This window comes from Bradyrhizobium sp. S3.3.6 (genome assembly GCF_040546905.1).
GTDB classification, from domain to species: domain Bacteria; phylum Pseudomonadota; class Alphaproteobacteria; order Rhizobiales; family Xanthobacteraceae; genus Bradyrhizobium; species Bradyrhizobium cytisi.
The window spans coordinates 549338-566262 of the sequence record NZ_JBEPOT010000003.1 but is presented as its reverse complement, the minus strand read 5'-3'; the positions used below and the strand labels follow the sequence as shown (position 1 = coordinate 566262).

Sequence of the window (16925 nt, the reverse complement as noted above, 5' to 3'; positions counted from 1 at the left end):
TCCATGCGGTGAAGGCACGCCGCCGCAGCGGACTGCTCTCGCTACGCCAGGAAGGCGCGAATGGCATCCGCGATCTCGCTTGCATGCGTCTCCAGCGCGAAATGACCGGTGTCGAGGAATTTGACGACCGCGTTGGGATTGTCGCGCTTGAACGCTTCGGCGCCGGGCGGAATGAAGAAGGGATCGTTCTTGCCCCAGACCGCGAGGAAGGGCGGCTTGTGCTTGCGGAAATACTCCTGGAAGGCGGGATAGAGCGCGACATTGCTTTTGTAGTCGCCGAACAGGTCGAGCTGCACGTCATCGGAGCCCGACCGCGCCAGATAGAAATTGTCGAGGTTCTGGCCGTCCGGTGACACCAGGCTCGGATCGGGTACGCCATGCGTGTACTGCCAGCGCGTCGTCTCCGGTGTGAGGAAGGCGCGCAGCGCGTCGCGATTGGCGAGCGATGGATCCTGCCAATAGGCCTTGATCGGAGTCCAGCCGTCGCTCAACCCATCCTCATAGGCGTTGCCGTTTTGCGAGATGATGGCCGTGATCCGCTCGGGACGGCTGAGTGCCAATCGGAAGCCGGTCGGCGCGCCATAGTCGAAGACATAGATTCCAAAGCGGTCGAAGCCGATCACCTCGGTGAAGCGCTCGATCACGCGCGCGAAGTTGTCGAAGGTGTAGCTGAACGCTTCGCGCGACGGCATGTCGGACTGGCCGAAGCCGGGAAGATCGGGCGCGACCAGGTGAAACCTGTCGGCCAGCAGCGGGATCAGGTCACGGAACATGTGGCCGGCGCTCGGGAAGCCGTGCAGCAGTAGAAGCTTCGGTGCGGCGATAGGCCCGGCTTCGCGATAGAACACCTTGAAGCCGTCGATGTCGGCGGTGCGATATCTGGTGGAGGTCATGGCAGTCTCCGTCATTGGGGTTGCCTTAAGAAAGTTGGAACGGCACCGGCGCGACGCCGGTGGCGCAGGGCGCCTTAGTTGCCGCTCACGGTGCGGACCGCGTCGCGAATGATGTCGGTGACGGCCGCCGGTGCCGTGACGCTCGGCGTGTGATCGACGGGGAAGGCGCGGATGTTCGCCTTCATACGCTCCGCCATGTAGCGCTGCGTCTCTGGCACGATCATGCGATCCTGCTCGGCGATCAGGAACCAGCTCGGGATATCCTTCCAGAGCGGGCGGCCGGCCGGGACCGTGATGCAGTTCAGAGAGATCGGCCGCTGCACGGCCGCGAGCACGGCACGATCTTCCGCCGGGGCGTTCTGCGCGAACGCCGCTGCGAAGGCGTCCTCGGGCAGCCAGATCAGGCCATTGTCGTCGGGAGCAAGCTTCGGCGCCTGCGGATGCGGCGGAAGGCGATAGAACACGTCCGCAACCTTCTCGCTCTCGTCGGGGGCAAGGGCCGCGACATAGACCAGCGCCTTCACGCGGGCAGGACGTGCGAGTGCGATCACCGCGCCGGCATAGGCGTGGCCGGCTAGCACGATCGGCCCCTCGGTTCGATCCAAGCTGCGGTTCAGGGCCGCGATATCGTCAGCCAAGGAGGTCAGCGGCAGCGGCGCCGCCTGCGCCTTGATCCCCTCGGCCCCGAGCGCGGTGATGACGCGCGCCCAGCTCGATCCGTCCGCCCACGCGCCATGGGCAAGGACCACCGTGACATTGCCTCGGGCCATCTTCATCCCTCCGTCGTAACCTGTTCAAGTCTATTTGTAGGTTACGTTCCTCGGTAGTAACTTGTCAACGGCCATCTTACAGGTTATGTTATTGTATTCCGTCCGGCTGGGGGAGCTGCACATGCCAAACAGACCGCCTGCCATGTTCGTTGCCGACTCGCTCGGTCTCGATTTCCTCAATTCGATTGCGACCCCGGTCGATACGCCCGTCGATTGGATCGACGATGGCGCCGGGCTGATTGACTGGCTAGGCCAGGCCAAGCTCGTTCCATCTGACGAGCTCGATGCGATGAGAGCGCGCGCCTTGCCGGGCGAGCTGGACAAGGTCGCCGATCAGGCGCGCGCCTTGCGCGAATGGTTCAGAGGCTTTGTTCGCAAGCATGCAGGCCGGCCGCTCACGGCGAAGGCGCTGCAAGAGCTTGGTCCGTTGAATAGTCTTTTGGAACGCGATGAAGCGTTCCGGCAGATCGTGTCACGTCACGGTGAGAGCAGTGACGGCCTCGCGCTGCAAAAGATACGGCGCTGGCGGTCGCCCGAGTCCCTGCTGCTGCCGGTCGGCGAGGCGATGGCGAAGTTCGTCTGCGAGGAGGACTTTTCCGGCGTGAAGGCGTGCGAGGGCCATAACTGCACGATGCTGTTCGCCGACCACACCCGCAGGCGCGCGCGACGGTGGTGCATCATGGCGGTCTGCGGCAACCGCGCCAAGCAGGCCGCGCATCGCAACCGACTCAAGAGCAGGCAGTGATGACGGCGGCCTCGGTTCCGTGCCCCAAAAACCACCCAATCGGTGGTCACTAAGCCCCCGGGGAGGCGTCTGCCTCCTGTGGTGGGACTGCGGGACTTGATGATTGATCCAAGGCGACTTGTGGTGCTGGCAGCGGTTGCGCTGCTCGCCTTGAACCCCGGCATGGCCGCGGCCTCGCCCGCCAAGCCGAAGCCGGCTGTGGTCCCGGCCGTCGCGCCACTTCCGCCGGCCGAGCCGCTGCCGCCGCCGAAGATCTATCTGTTTCGCGGCGCGATGGGGCCGATCTTCTCGACCGGCATGGACCGGCTTGCCGAGAAGCTGACCAAGGCCGGCTTCTCGGCCGACGTCTACGAATTCACCATCTGCCGATGGATCGGCGATCGTGCGATTGCGAGCTACAGGGAAGCGCCGGCGCCGATCGTGCTGATCGGCCATTCCATGGGCGGGCTGTGCTCGGTGATCATCTCCGAGATGGCGGCCAAGGAGAACATCCCGATCAGCCTCGTCATCACCATCGACCCCGCCCATGCAACCGATGACGTGCCGCTCAATGTCGAGCGCTTCATCAACATCTTCCTCTCCGACAGCGTGCTCGGCGGCGGCAATGTGGTCGCGGTGCCGGGATTCCGCGGCCATTATGCGAGCTACGACCTCAAGGAGAACTCGCGGGTCTCGCACATCAACATCGAGAAGTCCGACGACATCCACCGCCAGATCGTCGACATGGTGACGCAGTTGCCGCGCATCCCGCCGCAGATCCAGGTCGATGCTGTGCCGCTGCGCTATCTGGTGCCGGGGGATACGCTGGTCGAGTTGTGGGATAGCGGCGTGCGGCTGCCGGTCCGCCGCGGCGACACCATGGCAAGCATTGCTGCCGCCAATCGCGTGCCGCTGTGGACGCTCGCGCAGAGCAACTCGCTGCCGGAGAATGCGACGCTCACCCCCGGCCAGTCGATCATCGTCCCGCGCCATTTGACGCCGCCGGACGCCGCGGCCGCGATGGCGGCGCCGGCGCCTCCGCCGGCTGGGCGAAAGTAGTGCTTCGTCACCTCATCACCTTGCCTTGCTTGCGAGGGGAGGGAGAAGATCACACGTTCGAGCCGTGGATCGCGTCGATCACGGCATCCGTCACGTCCTTCGTGCTCGCCTTGCCGCCGACATCAGGTGTCAGCACGCCAGCGGCGCAGACCTGCTCGACGGCCTTCATCAGCCGTGCGGCTGCGTCCTTCTCGCCGAGATGCTCGAGCATCTGCGCGCCGGTCCAGAACGTCGCGACCGGGTTGGCGATGCCTTTACCGGTGATGTCGAAGGCCGAGCCGTGGATCGGCTCGAACATCGAGGGAAAGCGGCGCTGCGGATCGATGTTGCCGGTCGGCGCCACGCCGAGGCTGCCCGCCAGCGCGCCGGCGAGATCTGAGAGGATGTCGGCGTGGAGGTTGGTCGCCACGATGGTGTCGAGGCTCTTCGGATGCAGCGTCATGCGCACAGTCATGGCGTCGACCAGCATCTTGTCCCAGGTGACGTCGGGGAATTCATTGGCGACTTCGGCTGCGATCTCGTCCCACATCACCATGCCGTGGCGCTGCGCGTTCGACTTGGTCACCACGGTCAGGAATTTGCGCGGACGCGATTGCGCGAGCTGGAATGCGTAACGCATGATGCGGGTGACGCCGACGCGGGTGAACACCGCGACTTCGGTGCCGACCTCTTCCGGCAGGCCCTTGTGAGCGCGGCCGCCCATGCCGGCATATTCGCCCTCCGAATTCTCGCGCACGATCACCCAGTCGAGATCGCCGATGCCGACATTGCGCAGCGGCGAGGCGACGCCGGGCAAAATCTTGGTCGGCCGCACATTGGCGTATTGGTCAAAGCCCTGGCAGATCGGCAAGCGCAGGCCCCACAGCGTGATGTGATCAGGCACGTCGGGCGCGCCGACCGCGCCGAAATAGATGGCGTCGAACTTCTTCAGTTCAGTGAGGCCATCGGCTGGCATCATCACGCCGTGGTTCTTGTAATAGTCCGAGCCCCAGTCGAAGGTCTTGATGGTAAAGGCGAGGTCGCCGCTGCGCTTGGCCAGCGCCTCCAGCACGCGGATTCCGGCCGAGATGACCTCGGGACCGATGCCGTCGGCGGGAATGGCTGCGATCGAATGGGTGCGCATGAGAAAGCTCCGTTGGAGAGATCAGTGGGATTGCGGGACGGGTTCGACGGGCGCGGTCTGCGCGCGCGACAATAGCAGGGTCAGCACCGCCGAGAGGACGAGCAGGCTGGCGACGAAATAGAGCCCGCCGACAAAACTCCCGGTCTGGTCCTTGATCCAGCCGATCATGGCGGGACCGACGAAACCGCCGAGATTGCCGATCGAATTGATGGTGGCGATGCCGGCGGCAGCCGCGGGACCGGACAGGAACAGCGTTGGCATGCTCCAGAGCGGCGGCTTGGCCGAGGAGATACCGATATTGACCAGCGCCAGTGCCACCAGCACCGCGACGACTCCGGCCGCAAGACCGGCATAGGCGAGGCCCACGGCGGCGATCAGGCAGGCCCACACGACGTGCCAGGTGCGCTCGCCGGTGCGATCCGAATGCCGCGCCCACAGCACCATGGCGACGACGGCAGCTGTGGCCGGCAACGCATTGAGGAAGCCGACCTGAAGCGTGGACAGGCCGAACTGCTTGATGATCTGCGGCGCCCAGACGCCGAGCGTGTAGAGGCCGGCCGAAGTGCCGAAATAGATCAGCGACAGCGCCAGCACGCGCGGATCGGCGAGCCCGCGCCAGATGCTATGGCTCGCGGTCGCGGCCTTGCTGGTGGTCTCCTCATTCATGGTCTCGACCAGCCATCGCCGCTCGTCGTCGGCGAGCCACTTCGCCTTCTCGGGCCGGTCGGTGAGGAACGCAAGCACGACGAAGCCGAGCAGCACGGCCGGCAGCGCCTCCAGCACGAACAGCCACTGCCAGCCCTTGAAGCCGAATAGTCCGTCCATCTCCAGCAGCGCGCCGGAGACCGGTGAGCCCAGCACGGTCGAGAGTGGTGCTGCCGCCATGAACAATGCAGTCACCGCGGCGCGCTGGCGAGCCGGGAACCAGTAGGTGAGATAGAGGATGATGCCGGGAAAGAAGCCGGCTTCCGCGACGCCGAGCAGGAAGCGCAGGATGTAGAAGCTGGTCGCACCCTGCACGAACGCCATTGCCGCCGAGACCAGGCCCCAGGTGATCATCACCCGCGCGATCCAGATCCGGGCGCCGACCTTGTGCAGGATGATGTTGGAGGGCACCTCGAACAGAAAGTAGCCCCAGAAGAAGATGCCGGCGCCAAAACCGTAGACGGTCGGCGACAGGCCGATGTCCTTGTTCATCGTCAGCGAGGCGAAGCCGATATTGACGCGGTCGATGAAGGCCACGAAGTAGAGCAGCATGATGAAGGGAACGATGCGCCAGGTGATCTTGCGCAGCACGCGCGTCTGAATCTCGCTCGCCACTCTGGCCTCCCTCAAGTCCTGATTCTCGTTGTGTGGCAGCGAGCCTAGGCGTGGGCAGGAGTGGGACTCAATTGCCGCTGGTTTATACAAAAAAATGATATAATCCTCCTACGGCGAGACGAGGGGATCCGCGAATGGAATTGCATCAGCTCCGATGCTTCGTGGCGGCGGCCGAGCAGCTGCATTTCGGCCGCGCCGCGCAGCATCTCCAGATGCTGCCGTCCGCGCTCGGCCGCCAGATCAGGCTGCTGGAAGAGGATCTGGGGACGCGGCTGTTCGCGCGCACCACCCGCGCGGTCTCGCTCACCGAGGACGGCACGACGCTGCTGCGCGACGCCCGCGCCATCCTCGCCCGGATCGAAGCCGTGGAGAGTAACCTGCGCAACCGCTCGCGCGCCGGCGCCGCGCGGCGGCTGCGGGTCGGCGCCATCGACAGCGCGGCGGCGGGGTTGCTGCCGCCGCTGCTGCGTGACTTCCGCGCCGGGCATCCCGAGGTCGCGGTCCAGCTGCTGGAGGACAAGACTGTCCGGCTGTTGCCGAAAATCCTGACCGGCGCGCTCGATCTCGCCTTCGTTCGTCCGCCCGACCGGCCGGACAAGCGGCTGGAGTTCCGGCCTCTGCTTCAGGAGACCGCGATCGTGGCGTTTCCGCAGCGCCACGCGCTCGCTACGCGCAAGTCGATCACGCTGGCCGACATCGCCGACGAGCCGATGCTGGTCCCGGACCGTCGCTCGCGGCCGCACAGCCACGACCTCACGATAAAGCTGTTCGAGCAGGCCGGATTGATGCCGCGCATCGTGCAGGTGGCCGACGAGAAGCAGACCATCATCCATCTGGTGGCAACGAAGCTCGGGGTTGCGATCGTGCCGCGCTGGACCACGCGGATGGCGGTCTCCGGCGTACGCTTCGTACCGCTCCGTCCGAAGCAGAGCGGCCCTGTCGGCCGGCTGCCGCTGGCAGCGGCCTGGTTGCGCGGATCGCGCGATCCGGCCCGCGATGCGATGCTGTCGGTGTTGGAGGCGCGCCTGCGCAGCTATGCGCGGGAAGCGTGAGCGGCTATGACAGTGGCCTGGACAAACGGTGGATGCGATGACTGATCAGAAGGCTCAGAACGAATTGCGGGTTGCCATCGCAGGCCTGGGCTCGATCGGCAGCAAGATTGCAGCTGCGCTTGATCAGGGCATTGAGGGGCTGACGCTCTCTGCCGTGGCGGTACGCGATCCCGCGAAACACCAGAGCTTCCTGAGCAGCCTGCGCCGTCCGCCGCAGGTTTTGCCGATCGACCAGCTCGGCGACGCCGCCGACATCGTGGTCGAATGCGCGCCGAGCAGCCAGCTGCGCTCCATCGTCGAGCCGGCGGTGACGCGCGGCAGGTCCGCGGTCGTGGTCAGCGTTGGCGGATTGCTCGATAATTTTGATCTCGTCGATATCGCCCGCTCCAATGGCGGCCGCATCCTCGTCCCGACCGGTGCGCTGATCGGGCTCGATGCGGTCAACGCAGCTGCGGTCGGCACCATTCATTCGGTGAAGATGGTCACGCGCAAGCCGATCGACGGGCTGAAGGGCGCACCGTTCATCGTTCAGAACAAGATCGATCTCGACAATCTGCGCGAGCCGCTAAAACTGTTCGAGGGCAGCGCGCGCGACGCGGCGAAGGGCTTCCCGGCGAACGTCAATGTCGCCGTTGCGCTGTCGCTGGCGGGTATCGGCCCCGATCGCACCCGGATGCAGGTTTGGGCCGACCCCACTGTGACGCGCAATGTTCACCGCATCGAGGTCGAAGCGGATTCGGCGCGGTTCTCGATGGGCATCGAGAACATCCCATCCGAAAATCCCAAGACCGGGATGATCACCGCGCTGTCCGTGATCGCGCTGCTGCGCAAGCAGCGCGCCACGCTTTGCGTCGGGACGTAACTCTCTAAGCGCCGGTGACGCGCCAGATCACGTTGCCGACGTCATCGGCCATCAGCAGCGACTTCTTGTCGGGGCCGATCGCGACGCCAACCGGGCGGCCGTAGGATTCCTTCTCGTCCGGGGACAGGAAGCCTGACAGGATGTCGCGACCGGGGCCGGAGGGTTTGCCGTTCTCGAACGGGATGAACACCAGCTTGTAGCCGGACAGCGTGCTGCGATTCCACGAGCCGTGCTGGCCGATCACCATGCCATCGGGGAAGCCCGGCAGGGTGCCGGCAGGCATCCAGCACAGGCCGAGCGAAGCGGTGTGGCCACCGAGCGCGTAGTCCGGTTGAAGCGCCTTGGCGACCATCGCTGCATCCTGCGGCACGCGGTCGTCCACCGTCTTGCCCCAGTAGCAATAGGGCCAGCCGTAGAAGCCGCCGTCGCGCACCGAGGTCAGGTAGTCCGGCGGCGTCTCGTCGCCGAGCCCGTCGCGCTCGTTGACGACGGTCCAGAGCACGTTCGTGTTCGGCTCCCACGCGAGTCCAACCGGGTTGCGCAGTCCCGCACCAAAAATGCGATGCGTGCCGGCGGCGAGATCGAGCTCGTAGACCGCCGCGCGGCCTTCCTCGACCTCCATGCCCATCTCGGCGATGTTGCTGAGCGAGCCGACGCCGGCGTAGAGCTTCTTGCCGTCGGGGCTGGCGAGCAGGCTGCGCGTCCAGTGGCCGCTCGGCTTGAAGGTGGTGAGCCGCTTGCCCGGCGCGGTGATGCGATCGGCATTGGCGACGTAAGGAAAGGCCATCACGCCGTCGGTGTTGCCGACATAGAAGGTGTCGCCGACCAGCGCCATGCCGAACGGCTGGCTGAGGTTCTCCATGAAGGCGCCGCGATATTCAGCGACGCCGTCGCCGTCCTTGTCGCGCAGGAGCGTGATGCGGTTGGCGGACTCGCCGAGCGCCGCGGCGCGCCGCATCGTCGCCTGCATCGCGTAGTGGAACACCGACCTCGGGGCGCCCGCGATCTGCGTCGCTTCCGCGATCAGCACGTCGCCATTGGGCAGCACCTCGATCCAGCGTGGATGGTCGAGCCCGGTCGCAAACGCATTGACCTTGAGCCCGGGTGCGACCGTCGGCTTCTGGCCCTCGCTCCAGCCGCGGGCGGTCGGCATCTTCAGCGTCGGCAGCGCGCCTTGCGGCTTCGCTTCGGGAATCGCCGGCGCTTGGCCCCAGGCCGGCGCGGGTGTGGTGCCCGACAGCTTTCGCCATTGCAGCGCGATGCCGCCCACGAACGCGACGAACTGCGCAAAGATGCTGGAAAATGTCATGAAAATCCCCTGTCGAACCCTGCGGCGCTGTCCAATGCGGATCGCCCAAAGCCCCGCGCGGGCCAGGACCTGATCTCTGCCTGATCGTCGAACTCTCCAGATCGACGATGAACTGTCGCCGTGCCGTTTTGCGCGCGCATCCAACTGGGTCGCGGTCAAAAGGTCAACCGCGGCGGAACTCCGCGGAGGTCTATTCCCGTGGAATGGCTGCTGATCGAATTTGCATGGGCGAGGGGACTAGCGGCGGACCTGCAGCTCCAGCCGTCGCGGCGCGCGGAAACGATCGAGGTGACGGATGTTCGGCGCGAGCGCGGCCTCCTTGGAGAGGAGGTGATAGACGCGCGCGACCGTGCGCTGCTTCAGCTTCGGCCGTCCGGGCGGCAACGCCCGCGCCTTGCGGACGGCCGCAATCGCGTGCGCGCGAAAATAATCGTAGGTGTCCGACATGGCTCGATGCTCTGCGGTGCATGCGTCGAGGCGTAAACGGACGAATGAAGGGGCGGTTCCCGTCAGCGCGTCGAACTGTGCGCTGTGCCCCGGACGCAGCGTAGCGCGCCTTCCGCGGTGCGCTGCTGAGCCGGGGCCCATCTTACGACGGCCATCTGGGTCCCGGCTCTGCGTCGCAACGCCAAGAGCGTTGCAACGCGTCCGGGACACGAGACTAAACTTCAGCGCGGCGAGAGGAAGGGGATGATCATCGGGACGCGACGGCAATAGGCGCCGTAGGCATCTTCGCCGAGCTCCTTCGACAAAAACACCTCTTCCATCCGGCCCTTCTGCCACATGCCGAGTGAGATCAGGATTGCGCCGAGGATCGTCGTCACTGTACCGATCGCTATGCCGGTGACGAGCATGCCGAAGATCAGCCCGGTGTAGATCGGGTGCCGCACGATGCCGTACGGGCCGGTGTCGATGACGCGGTGGTCTTCCTTGTGGGTGATGGTGTTGGACCAAAACTTTCCAAGATGCAGCCGCCCCCACCAGGCGAAGGCGATGCCGGCGACCGAGAGAACCGCGGCGATGGAGATGCCCGTGTTGCTGAGCACCCAGAGCGGCTTCCAGCCCATGACTTCCGCAATCCATGGCGTGTACAGGATGCCGCCGACCAGGATCGGCAGACGATAGCGCTGCGACTCCAGCGTCATGACCTGCTTCTTGGTGCGGCCCTGCCAGAACGAGGCGCCCACCCAGCTGGCGAGAAAGGCGAGCCAGATCAGGGCCAGGAGTTCGGTCGGCCAGGTCGTGGTCCAGCCGCCCCAGGCGACAGAGAGAAGCTTGCTGAAATCGAAGGACATGCGGAAAGGTTCTTTGGGTTGGGGAGCAGATCAGCTCGCGCGCGACGACAGTGCGTGATGCTCGATGGCATTGGACGCGGCCTGGCCGCCGCGGGCGAGCAGATGGGTGATGGTTTCGCGCAGCACCGGCTCGATCGGGCGCGGCGCATAGCCGAGCTCGTTACGGGCCTTGCCAATTGAAAGGTCGCTCGCGGCAAGCGCAATGCGCACGCCCTCGGCGGTACCGTTGGGCGGACGGCGCGTGATGCGGTCGGAGATCGATTCCAGCATGATGGCGGAGAGCTCGGCGATCTTGCCGGGAACGACCACCGGATATTGCCGCCGTCCGCTCATCGCTGACATCATCCGCAGGATCTGGCCGAGCCTGACGCAATCGCCGCCGAGGATGTAGCGCTGGCCGGTGCGGCCGCGCTCCATCGTCAGCACCAGGCCCATGGCGACGTCGCGAACGTCGACGAGGTTGACCAGGAAGTCGAGATGCGGCTGCACCTTCTTCTGCAGGAAGTACCACAGCATTGCGGTGGGCGGCGTCAGATTGTGGTCGGCGGGACCGATCGGCATGGTCGGCGTGCCGATCACGAGCGGGAAGCCCCTGGATGCGGCCTTCGCCGCGTGGTGCTCGGCGAGCGACTTCGAGCGCGTGTAGGCGCCGGGCATCGCGTCGGCCGGCTGCAGCGCCTCCTCGGCGGCAACGCCGTCGAGGTTCGCATAAGGAAACAGGATCGATTCCGTCGAGCAGTGCAGGAAGCGCGACACACCGCGCTTCATCGCAGCCGCAAGCACGACCTCGGTGCCGCGGAAATTGACGTCATGAAAATCCCGCTTGTTGGCGACCCACATGCCGGGCAGGCCGGCGAGGTGATAGACTTGGTCTATCCCGGAAAGCGCAGCATCGACCGCGGCGCCGTCCAGCACCGAGCCGTGCAGATATTCAACGTCCGCGTTCGCGGCGGCCGGCGGCCGCACATCGAGAACACGTACCCGCTGCCCACGGGCGCGGAGCGCTTCGACGAGATGCTGTCCGATGAAACCGCTGCCACCGGTAACCAGTACGAGAGTCATGAAGTAGGTTTTGCTGTTCCGCTTCGAGAAAGCTATCGGGTTGAAAGGGAGTTGCTCGGAAGAGGCGCGAGAATCGCGGCAAGGTCGCGACGAAAACCCAGTGCAATGTAAAATTTTGCCATCACGAACATCGGTCCAAGCAGAAAATGCGTGGGGTGGTCGACCATCGACGGCTGCCGCTCCTCGAACACCCTGTGGCCGACGATCTGCGATGCGACGCCGAGCACGATCAGCACCGCAAAAATCGACCACATCATGGCAAGCGAGACCTGATTGCCGATCGCGGTTGCGACCGAAAGCAGCACGATCATCGACACGAGGATGCCGAGCCCGACCCCGGCGTCCAGCATCAGCCAGTAGACCAGCACCGGCAGGGCCAAAATCACCGCCAGGCTGACCTCGAACCCGAACACGGAGAAATGGACCAGCGTCAGCGGCAGCGTCGCGCCGGTGAAGAGCAGGAGAATGCCGACCACATGCATCGCGCAATTCCAGGGATCGCGATGGTATTCGACATAATCGGCCAGTTGGCGTTGAAAATGGCCAGCCATCTTGGTCTCATACGGCACGGGGGCGGGGAAGGGCGAAGACTGCCTATAGCACCTGATAGGGCAGTGCACAAACTGGCGCTATTGTCGCGCAGGACCGCGCTGTCGCGCTGTGAGACAGGTCACAAATCAGCCAAGACTTCAACGGGTTCCGCCAGGCGCGAAGGCCGCGCGCTCAATGCTTCCTGGCGGGCTTTTTCGCCGCAGGCGCAGGCCCCGCTGCCGGATGCGCAGGCGCCTCTTCGGGCACTTTGGCAAAGGTCAGGATTTGCAACTGGCCGTTGACCGCCGAGGTCGGCTTGGCGCGGTCGAGGAGCTGCTCCTCGCCGAGGCCGATCGGCTGCAGCCGCTTGGTCGAAATCTTGAACGTGTTGACCAGTACATCGCGGATCGCATCCGCCCGGCGCTGGCTCAGGATCGCGTTGGCTTCCCGCGTCTTCTGATTGGACTCGACATGGCCGGCGATCAGGAACGTGTAGGGCAGCAGCGAGGCGTGAACCATTGCGTCGGCGATCCGGCCGACGGTCTGGTAGGAGTCCGGCTGGATGATCGGCGTGTCGGCGTCGAACTGGATCTGGGCGTTGAAGGCGGGCAGCTTGGCCAGATCGGGCGCGATCAGCGGCCGGTTCACCGGACCCGGATCGTTCTTGATCCTGGCCTTGGCTCGCTCCATCACCTGCTGCTTCAGCGCGGGAAGGTCGAGCTCGGGGGCCTCCTCGAAATGATTGAGCTTGCCGACGATGTCGTCACGGGTCGGCGCCGTCTGTGCGCCTGCTGCGCCCGCGAGCAGAGCGAGGCCCAATGCGAAACCGAGTCCGGCGGTGATGTGCCCGGCTGCGCGCATCATCGGTACCCCGCGTCGTCGACGGCCTTCAGGCAGTTGTTGCTGATGCCCTTGGGCGTCGAGATCAGGCAGGGGACCGACTTGCTGGTCTCCTTGGTCGAGCCGCCGCAGACCTTGACGATCTCGCGCTGGCAGGCGTTCGCGACCGTGACACGGGCGGCGACGCGCTTCTGGATGGCGTCGAACGCGGTGAGGTAGTCGCTCTGGCACTGCTGGGAGAGCACGTCCCGGTTGCGGGACAGGCACTCCTTCAGCCGGGTGGAATCCGGATTGACGCCGCGGCAATTGGCGACGATTTCCGCACCGCAGCTTTTTGCCAGCAGGCCGATCGAATCGCCAAAGCTCATGGTCTCCGCCGTCGCAAGCGACGGCATCCCCAATGCAAGCACGATCAGTGTGATGGAGCCCCGGACCATGGTTGCATCTGATACGGGGAAGTTCGCGATGGTCAAGGGGCGTTCGCCCGGGAATTGTCGAGAGTCCGGCCAATGCGGCGAACAGTCCTCACTCGGCAGCGTGAGCGCGGCTAGGCAACTCTATCAGGGCGACCATGTAGTTCCTGAGGTCCTCGGCAACCTCTGGATCGGCCTTAAGTTCGGTCAACGTCCTCGGCGAGGGAAGCTGGCGGCCGTCCCCGATCAGCTCCTGCGCGTAGAGCTCAAGCGCTTTCGGTGCATTCTCCAAGGCTTCGTCGATGTCGTCGCCGCCAGAAATGCAGCCGGGTAGGTCTGGAAACCACACACCGACGGCGTGGTCCGGGCCTGCGTCCTCAATGATGGCAATGTAGTGAGCCATATCGACCTCAATCGGGCTTCCAGCCCGCCATAAATGGCACGGACCAAGCCCTTTCCCAAGTCCTTCTTGGGATGCGGAGCGACGATCGTTTCGCCCGAAGCGGGACTTTTGAACACGTGATGCGACCCGGTCACACGCACGAGTTTCCAGCCCTCTCGCTCCAGACGACGAATAATGTCGCGGCTTGCGGTCAGCATGACTTTCTCCCCAAGGAATCATCTGACCGGAACACTAAAACGTAGCCGCCGGGGTTAAATGCGGGCGACGCGGGTGTACTCACGCCCGCTGCACAAAGCTGTCCACGACCTTCTTCTCGCCGGCCTTGTCGAAGGCGATGGTGAGCTTGTTGCCGTCGATCCTGGTGACGCGGCCGTAGCCGAACTTCTGGTGGAAGACACGGTCGGAGAGCGAAAACTCGGATGTCGTGCCGGTCGATTTGGCGACCAGCTCGCCCTCGATCGTCAGCGGCCCGCGGCGGCGCGAGGAGAAGCTGCCGAAATCAGGGCCGGATGATGAAGAGGACGAGAAATTCGAGGCCTCTTCCTCGAAGCCGCCGCGTCCGCCGCCGCCATTGCGGCTGCCGCCTTTGTTGCGGTTGGCCTGGGCGCGCTGCCAGCCGGGCGTCGAATAGGTCGAGCCGAACGCCTCCATGTCGTCGAAGCGCGAGGCGCCGTAGCCGCCGGTGCCGCCCCAGGCTGAACCGCCCTTGGACTCCGTGATCTCGACATTGGCCGCCGGCAATTCGTCGAGAAAGCGCGACGGGATCGTGGTCGACCAGGTGCCATGGATCCGGCGGTTGGTCGCAAAATAGATTTTCGCGCGCCGTCTCGCGCGGGTGAGGCCGACATGGCCGAGCCGGCGCTCTTCCTCGAGGCCGGCGCGGCCCTGTTCGTCCAGCGTGCGCTGGCTCGGGAACAGGCCTTCCTCCCAGCCGGGCAGGAACACGTTGTCGAATTCGAGGCCCTTGGCCGAATGCAGCGTCATCAGCGACACCGCGTCCTCATCGGCGCCGCTGTCGCGGTCCATCACCAGTGAGATGTGCTCCAAAAACCCTTGCAGGTTCTCGAACTCCTCCATCGAGCGCACCAGCTCTTTGAGGTTCTCCAGCCGGCCTGCGGCGTCCGCCGAACGGTCCTTCTGCCACATCTCGGTGTAGCCGCTCTCGTCGAGCACGATCTGGGCGAGATCCGTGTGGGCGGTGACCTCGCGCTGGGCGCGCCAGCGGTCGAACTGGGCGACGACGTCGCGCAGACTGCCGCGCGCCTTCGGCTTCAGCTCGTCGGTCTCGACCACGGCCCGCGCCGCCTCGAACAGCGGAATGCGGCGCTTGCGGGCGTGGTCGTGCAGCAACTGCACGGTGGCATCGCCAAGCCCGCGCTTGGGCACGTTGACGATACGCTCGAAGGCGAGATCGTCGGCCGGCGAATTGATCACGCGCAGGTAAGCCAGCGCATCGCGGATTTCGGCGCGCTCGTAGAAGCGTGGGCCGCCGATGACGCGATAGGGCAGGCCGAGCGTGACAAAACGGTCTTCGAATTCGCGCATCTGGTAGGACGCGCGTACGAGAATGGCGATCTCGTTGAGCTTCTCGCCCTGGCGCTGAATCTGCTCGATCTCCTCGCCGATACCGCGGGCTTCCTCTTCCGAGTCCCACGAGCCGGTCACCGTGACCTTCTCGCCGTCCTGGTCCTCGGTGCGCAGCGTCTTGCCGAGCCGGCCTTCGTTATGCGCGATCAGGTGCGAGGCGGCCGCGAGGATGTGGCCGGTCGAGCGGTAGTTGCGCTCGAGACGGATGACTTTTGCGCCGGGAAAATCGTGGTCGAAGCGCAGGATGTTGTCGACCTCGGCGCCGCGCCAGCCATAGATCGACTGATCGTCGTCGCCGACGCAGCAGATGTTTTTTGTGGGGCCCACCGCCGTCATTCCGGGATGCGCCGAAGGCGCAGACCCGGAATCTCGAGCTGAGGACTCATCTCCGGATTCCGGGTTCGGCTCTTCGAGCCGCCCCGGAATGACAGTCGGCGAGGCTGGCTTCGCCGGCGCCTGCGACAGCAGCCGCAGCCACAGATACTGCGCGACGTTGGTGTCCTGATATTCGTCCACCAGGATGTATTTGAAGCGCTGCTGGTACTGCCGGAGAATATCCGGGTGCTCGCGGAAGATGCGGATGTCTTCGAGCAGCAGGTCGCCGAAATCGGCGGCGTTCAGGATCTTCAGCCGCTCCTGGTAGCTCGCATAGAGCTTGCCGCCCTTGCCGTTGGCGAAGACGGCGGCTTCGCCTGATGGCACCTGCGACGGCGTCAGGCCGCGGTTCTTCCAGCCGTCGATCAGCCCGGCCAGCATGCGCGCCGGCCAGCGCTTGTCGTCGATGTTGTCGGCTTGCAGCAACTGCTTGAGCAGCCGCACCTGGTCGTCGGTGTCGAGCACGGTGAAGTTCGACTTGAGCTGTGCCAGCTCTGCATGGGTCCGCAGGATGCGGCCGCCGATGGAGTGGAAGGTGCCGAGCCACGGCATGCCTTCGACGGCCTGCCCGAGCATCTGGCCGAGCCGGTGCTTCATCTCGCGCGCGGCCTTGTTGGTGAAGGTCACTGACAGGATCTCGGAGGGACGGGCGCGGCCCTGGCTCAGGATGTGGGCGATGCGGGTGGTCAGCACGCGCGTCTTGCCGGTGCCGGCGCCGGCCAGCACCAGAACCGGGCCATCCAGTGTCTCCACGGCGTCGCGCTGCTCGGGATTGAGCCCGGTCAGGTATTTCGGACCCACGGAGGCGCGCGCACGCGCGGCGATGCCGCCGGCTGCGGGCTGATGGTCGGGGACGCCTGTGATCTTGCTCGGCTCGGTCATGCGAATCATTGGCCCCACGATGGCACCGCGGGGTCGCGGAAGGGAGCCTTCATAACAGGGATTGCTGCCTATATGGGGCGGCCGGAACGGGTTTTCCACGTGCGCGGCAGGCCAATTTGTTCCTGACGCCGGCGCGAATTTCGCTCCTGCACGAGCCGGAACCATCGTTTCCGCGTCGAGATTGTCTCGTCAGGTGGCGCGGCCAGCCGCGCCGAACGCAGACAGACATCAAGACGAGGGTTTGACCATGCTTGGCTGGGTTGTGACGTTTCTGATTATCGCACTGATCGCCGGGATCCTGGGCTTCGGCGGCATCGCCGGCGCTTCGGTCGAGATCGCCAAGGTCATCTTCTTCATCGCGGTCATTCTGTTCCTGGTTTCGGCCGTGTTCGGCGTTGCCCGCCGCCGCACCAGGATCTAGCGGC

At 65.1% G+C, this 16925-nt stretch carries 18 protein-coding genes and 1 pseudogene; 5 read left to right on the top strand and 14 right to left on the bottom strand.

The features are described 5' to 3' along the window. Window positions 1-41: 41 nt before the first annotated feature. Together ABID59_RS11520 and ABID59_RS11515 are read right to left on the bottom strand one after the other, a co-directional pair. Window positions 42-893, bottom strand: a complete 852-nt coding sequence (locus ABID59_RS11520; RefSeq protein WP_354083456.1) for an alpha/beta fold hydrolase — start codon at window positions 891-893, stop codon at window positions 42-44. 74 nt (window positions 894-967) lie between these two features. Then, a complete protein-coding gene (locus ABID59_RS11515; protein WP_148754205.1) occupies window positions 968-1663 on the bottom strand; it encodes an alpha/beta fold hydrolase in 696 nt (231 codons plus the stop codon). Window positions 1664-1784: 121 nt separating this feature from the next. On the opposite strand from ABID59_RS11515, the gene ABID59_RS11510 reads away from it, so the two are divergent. Both ABID59_RS11510 and ABID59_RS11505 read left to right on the top strand, forming a co-directional pair. Further along, window positions 1785-2408 carry a CGNR zinc finger domain-containing protein gene (locus ABID59_RS11510; protein WP_354083611.1) on the top strand — a complete coding sequence of 208 codons (624 nt, stop codon included), beginning with the start codon at window positions 1785-1787 and terminating at the stop codon, window positions 2406-2408. A 99-nt stretch (window positions 2409-2507) separates the two neighbouring features. Then, window positions 2508-3446 (top strand): LysM peptidoglycan-binding domain-containing protein, encoded by a 939-nt coding sequence (locus tag ABID59_RS11505; RefSeq protein WP_354083455.1) that lies wholly within the window; start codon window positions 2508-2510, stop codon window positions 3444-3446. Window positions 3447-3495: 49 nt separating this feature from the next. Here ABID59_RS11505 and ABID59_RS11500 read toward each other — a convergent pair whose 3' ends face one another. Together ABID59_RS11500 and ABID59_RS11495 are read right to left on the bottom strand one after the other, a co-directional pair. Continuing rightward, entirely contained in the window at window positions 3496-4569 is a 1074-nt protein-coding gene (locus tag ABID59_RS11500) for a tartrate dehydrogenase (protein ID WP_354083454.1), read from the bottom strand. Between the two features lie 21 nt (window positions 4570-4590). Beyond that, window positions 4591-5889, bottom strand: coding sequence for an MFS transporter (locus tag ABID59_RS11495; RefSeq protein WP_354083453.1), 1299 nt, complete (start codon window positions 5887-5889; stop codon window positions 4591-4593). A gap of 134 nt (window positions 5890-6023) precedes the next feature. On the opposite strand from ABID59_RS11495, the gene ABID59_RS11490 reads away from it, so the two are divergent. Together ABID59_RS11490 and ABID59_RS11485 are read left to right on the top strand one after the other, a co-directional pair. After that, window positions 6024-6941, top strand: coding sequence for a LysR family transcriptional regulator (locus ABID59_RS11490; protein WP_354083452.1), 918 nt, complete (start codon window positions 6024-6026; stop codon window positions 6939-6941). A 37-nt stretch (window positions 6942-6978) separates the two neighbouring features. Further along, on the top strand, window positions 6979-7803 hold the full coding sequence (locus ABID59_RS11485) for an aspartate dehydrogenase (RefSeq protein WP_354083451.1): 825 nt from the start codon (window positions 6979-6981) through the stop codon (window positions 7801-7803). Between the two features lie 4 nt (window positions 7804-7807). Here ABID59_RS11485 and ABID59_RS11480 read toward each other — a convergent pair whose 3' ends face one another. From ABID59_RS11480 to ABID59_RS11435, 10 genes and pseudogenes are all read right to left on the bottom strand, one after another. Beyond that, window positions 7808-9112 (bottom strand): PQQ-dependent sugar dehydrogenase, encoded by a 1305-nt coding sequence (locus ABID59_RS11480; RefSeq protein ID WP_148754123.1) that lies wholly within the window; start codon window positions 9110-9112, stop codon window positions 7808-7810. Window positions 9113-9349: 237 nt separating this feature from the next. Continuing rightward, window positions 9350-9559, bottom strand: coding sequence for a hypothetical protein (locus ABID59_RS11475; protein ID WP_148754124.1), 210 nt, complete (start codon window positions 9557-9559; stop codon window positions 9350-9352). Window positions 9560-9780: 221 nt separating this feature from the next. After that, a complete protein-coding gene (locus tag ABID59_RS11470; RefSeq protein WP_148754125.1) occupies window positions 9781-10407 on the bottom strand; it encodes a methyltransferase family protein in 627 nt (208 codons plus the stop codon). 30 nt (window positions 10408-10437) lie between these two features. Further along, window positions 10438-11469 carry an NAD-dependent epimerase/dehydratase family protein gene (locus ABID59_RS11465; protein ID WP_354083450.1) on the bottom strand — a complete coding sequence of 344 codons (1032 nt, stop codon included), beginning with the start codon at window positions 11467-11469 and terminating at the stop codon, window positions 10438-10440. Between the two features lie 32 nt (window positions 11470-11501). Next, window positions 11502-12020, bottom strand: a complete 519-nt coding sequence (locus tag ABID59_RS11460; protein WP_148754127.1) for an Mpo1 family 2-hydroxy fatty acid dioxygenase — start codon at window positions 12018-12020, stop codon at window positions 11502-11504. 172 nt (window positions 12021-12192) lie between these two features. Next, window positions 12193-12861, bottom strand: coding sequence for an OmpA family protein (locus ABID59_RS11455; RefSeq protein ID WP_354034316.1), 669 nt, complete (start codon window positions 12859-12861; stop codon window positions 12193-12195). Then, on the bottom strand, window positions 12861-13277 hold the full coding sequence (locus ABID59_RS11450; protein ID WP_187435187.1) for a hypothetical protein: 417 nt from the start codon (window positions 13275-13277) through the stop codon (window positions 12861-12863). The genes ABID59_RS11455 and ABID59_RS11450 overlap by 1 nt, the downstream gene beginning before the upstream one ends. Before the next feature lie 88 nt (window positions 13278-13365). Then, complete coding sequence (locus ABID59_RS11445; RefSeq protein WP_354083449.1) at window positions 13366-13656, bottom strand: type II toxin-antitoxin system HicB family antitoxin; 291 nt, start codon at window positions 13654-13656, stop codon at window positions 13366-13368. Window positions 13657-13748: 92 nt separating this feature from the next. Next, window positions 13749-13853, bottom strand: a pseudogene (locus ABID59_RS37430) (type II toxin-antitoxin system HicA family toxin); the annotation flags it as partial. 79 nt (window positions 13854-13932) lie between these two features. After that, entirely contained in the window at window positions 13933-16509 is a 2577-nt protein-coding gene (locus ABID59_RS11435) for an ATP-dependent helicase (protein ID WP_354083448.1), read from the bottom strand. A 238-nt stretch (window positions 16510-16747) separates the two neighbouring features. Between ABID59_RS11435 and ABID59_RS11430 the strand changes: the two genes are divergently transcribed. Beyond that, window positions 16748-16921: a DUF1328 domain-containing protein gene (locus tag ABID59_RS11430; RefSeq protein WP_148754131.1), complete on the top strand. Its 174-nt coding sequence runs from the start codon at window positions 16748-16750 to the stop codon at window positions 16919-16921. Window positions 16922-16925 lie beyond the last annotated feature (4 nt).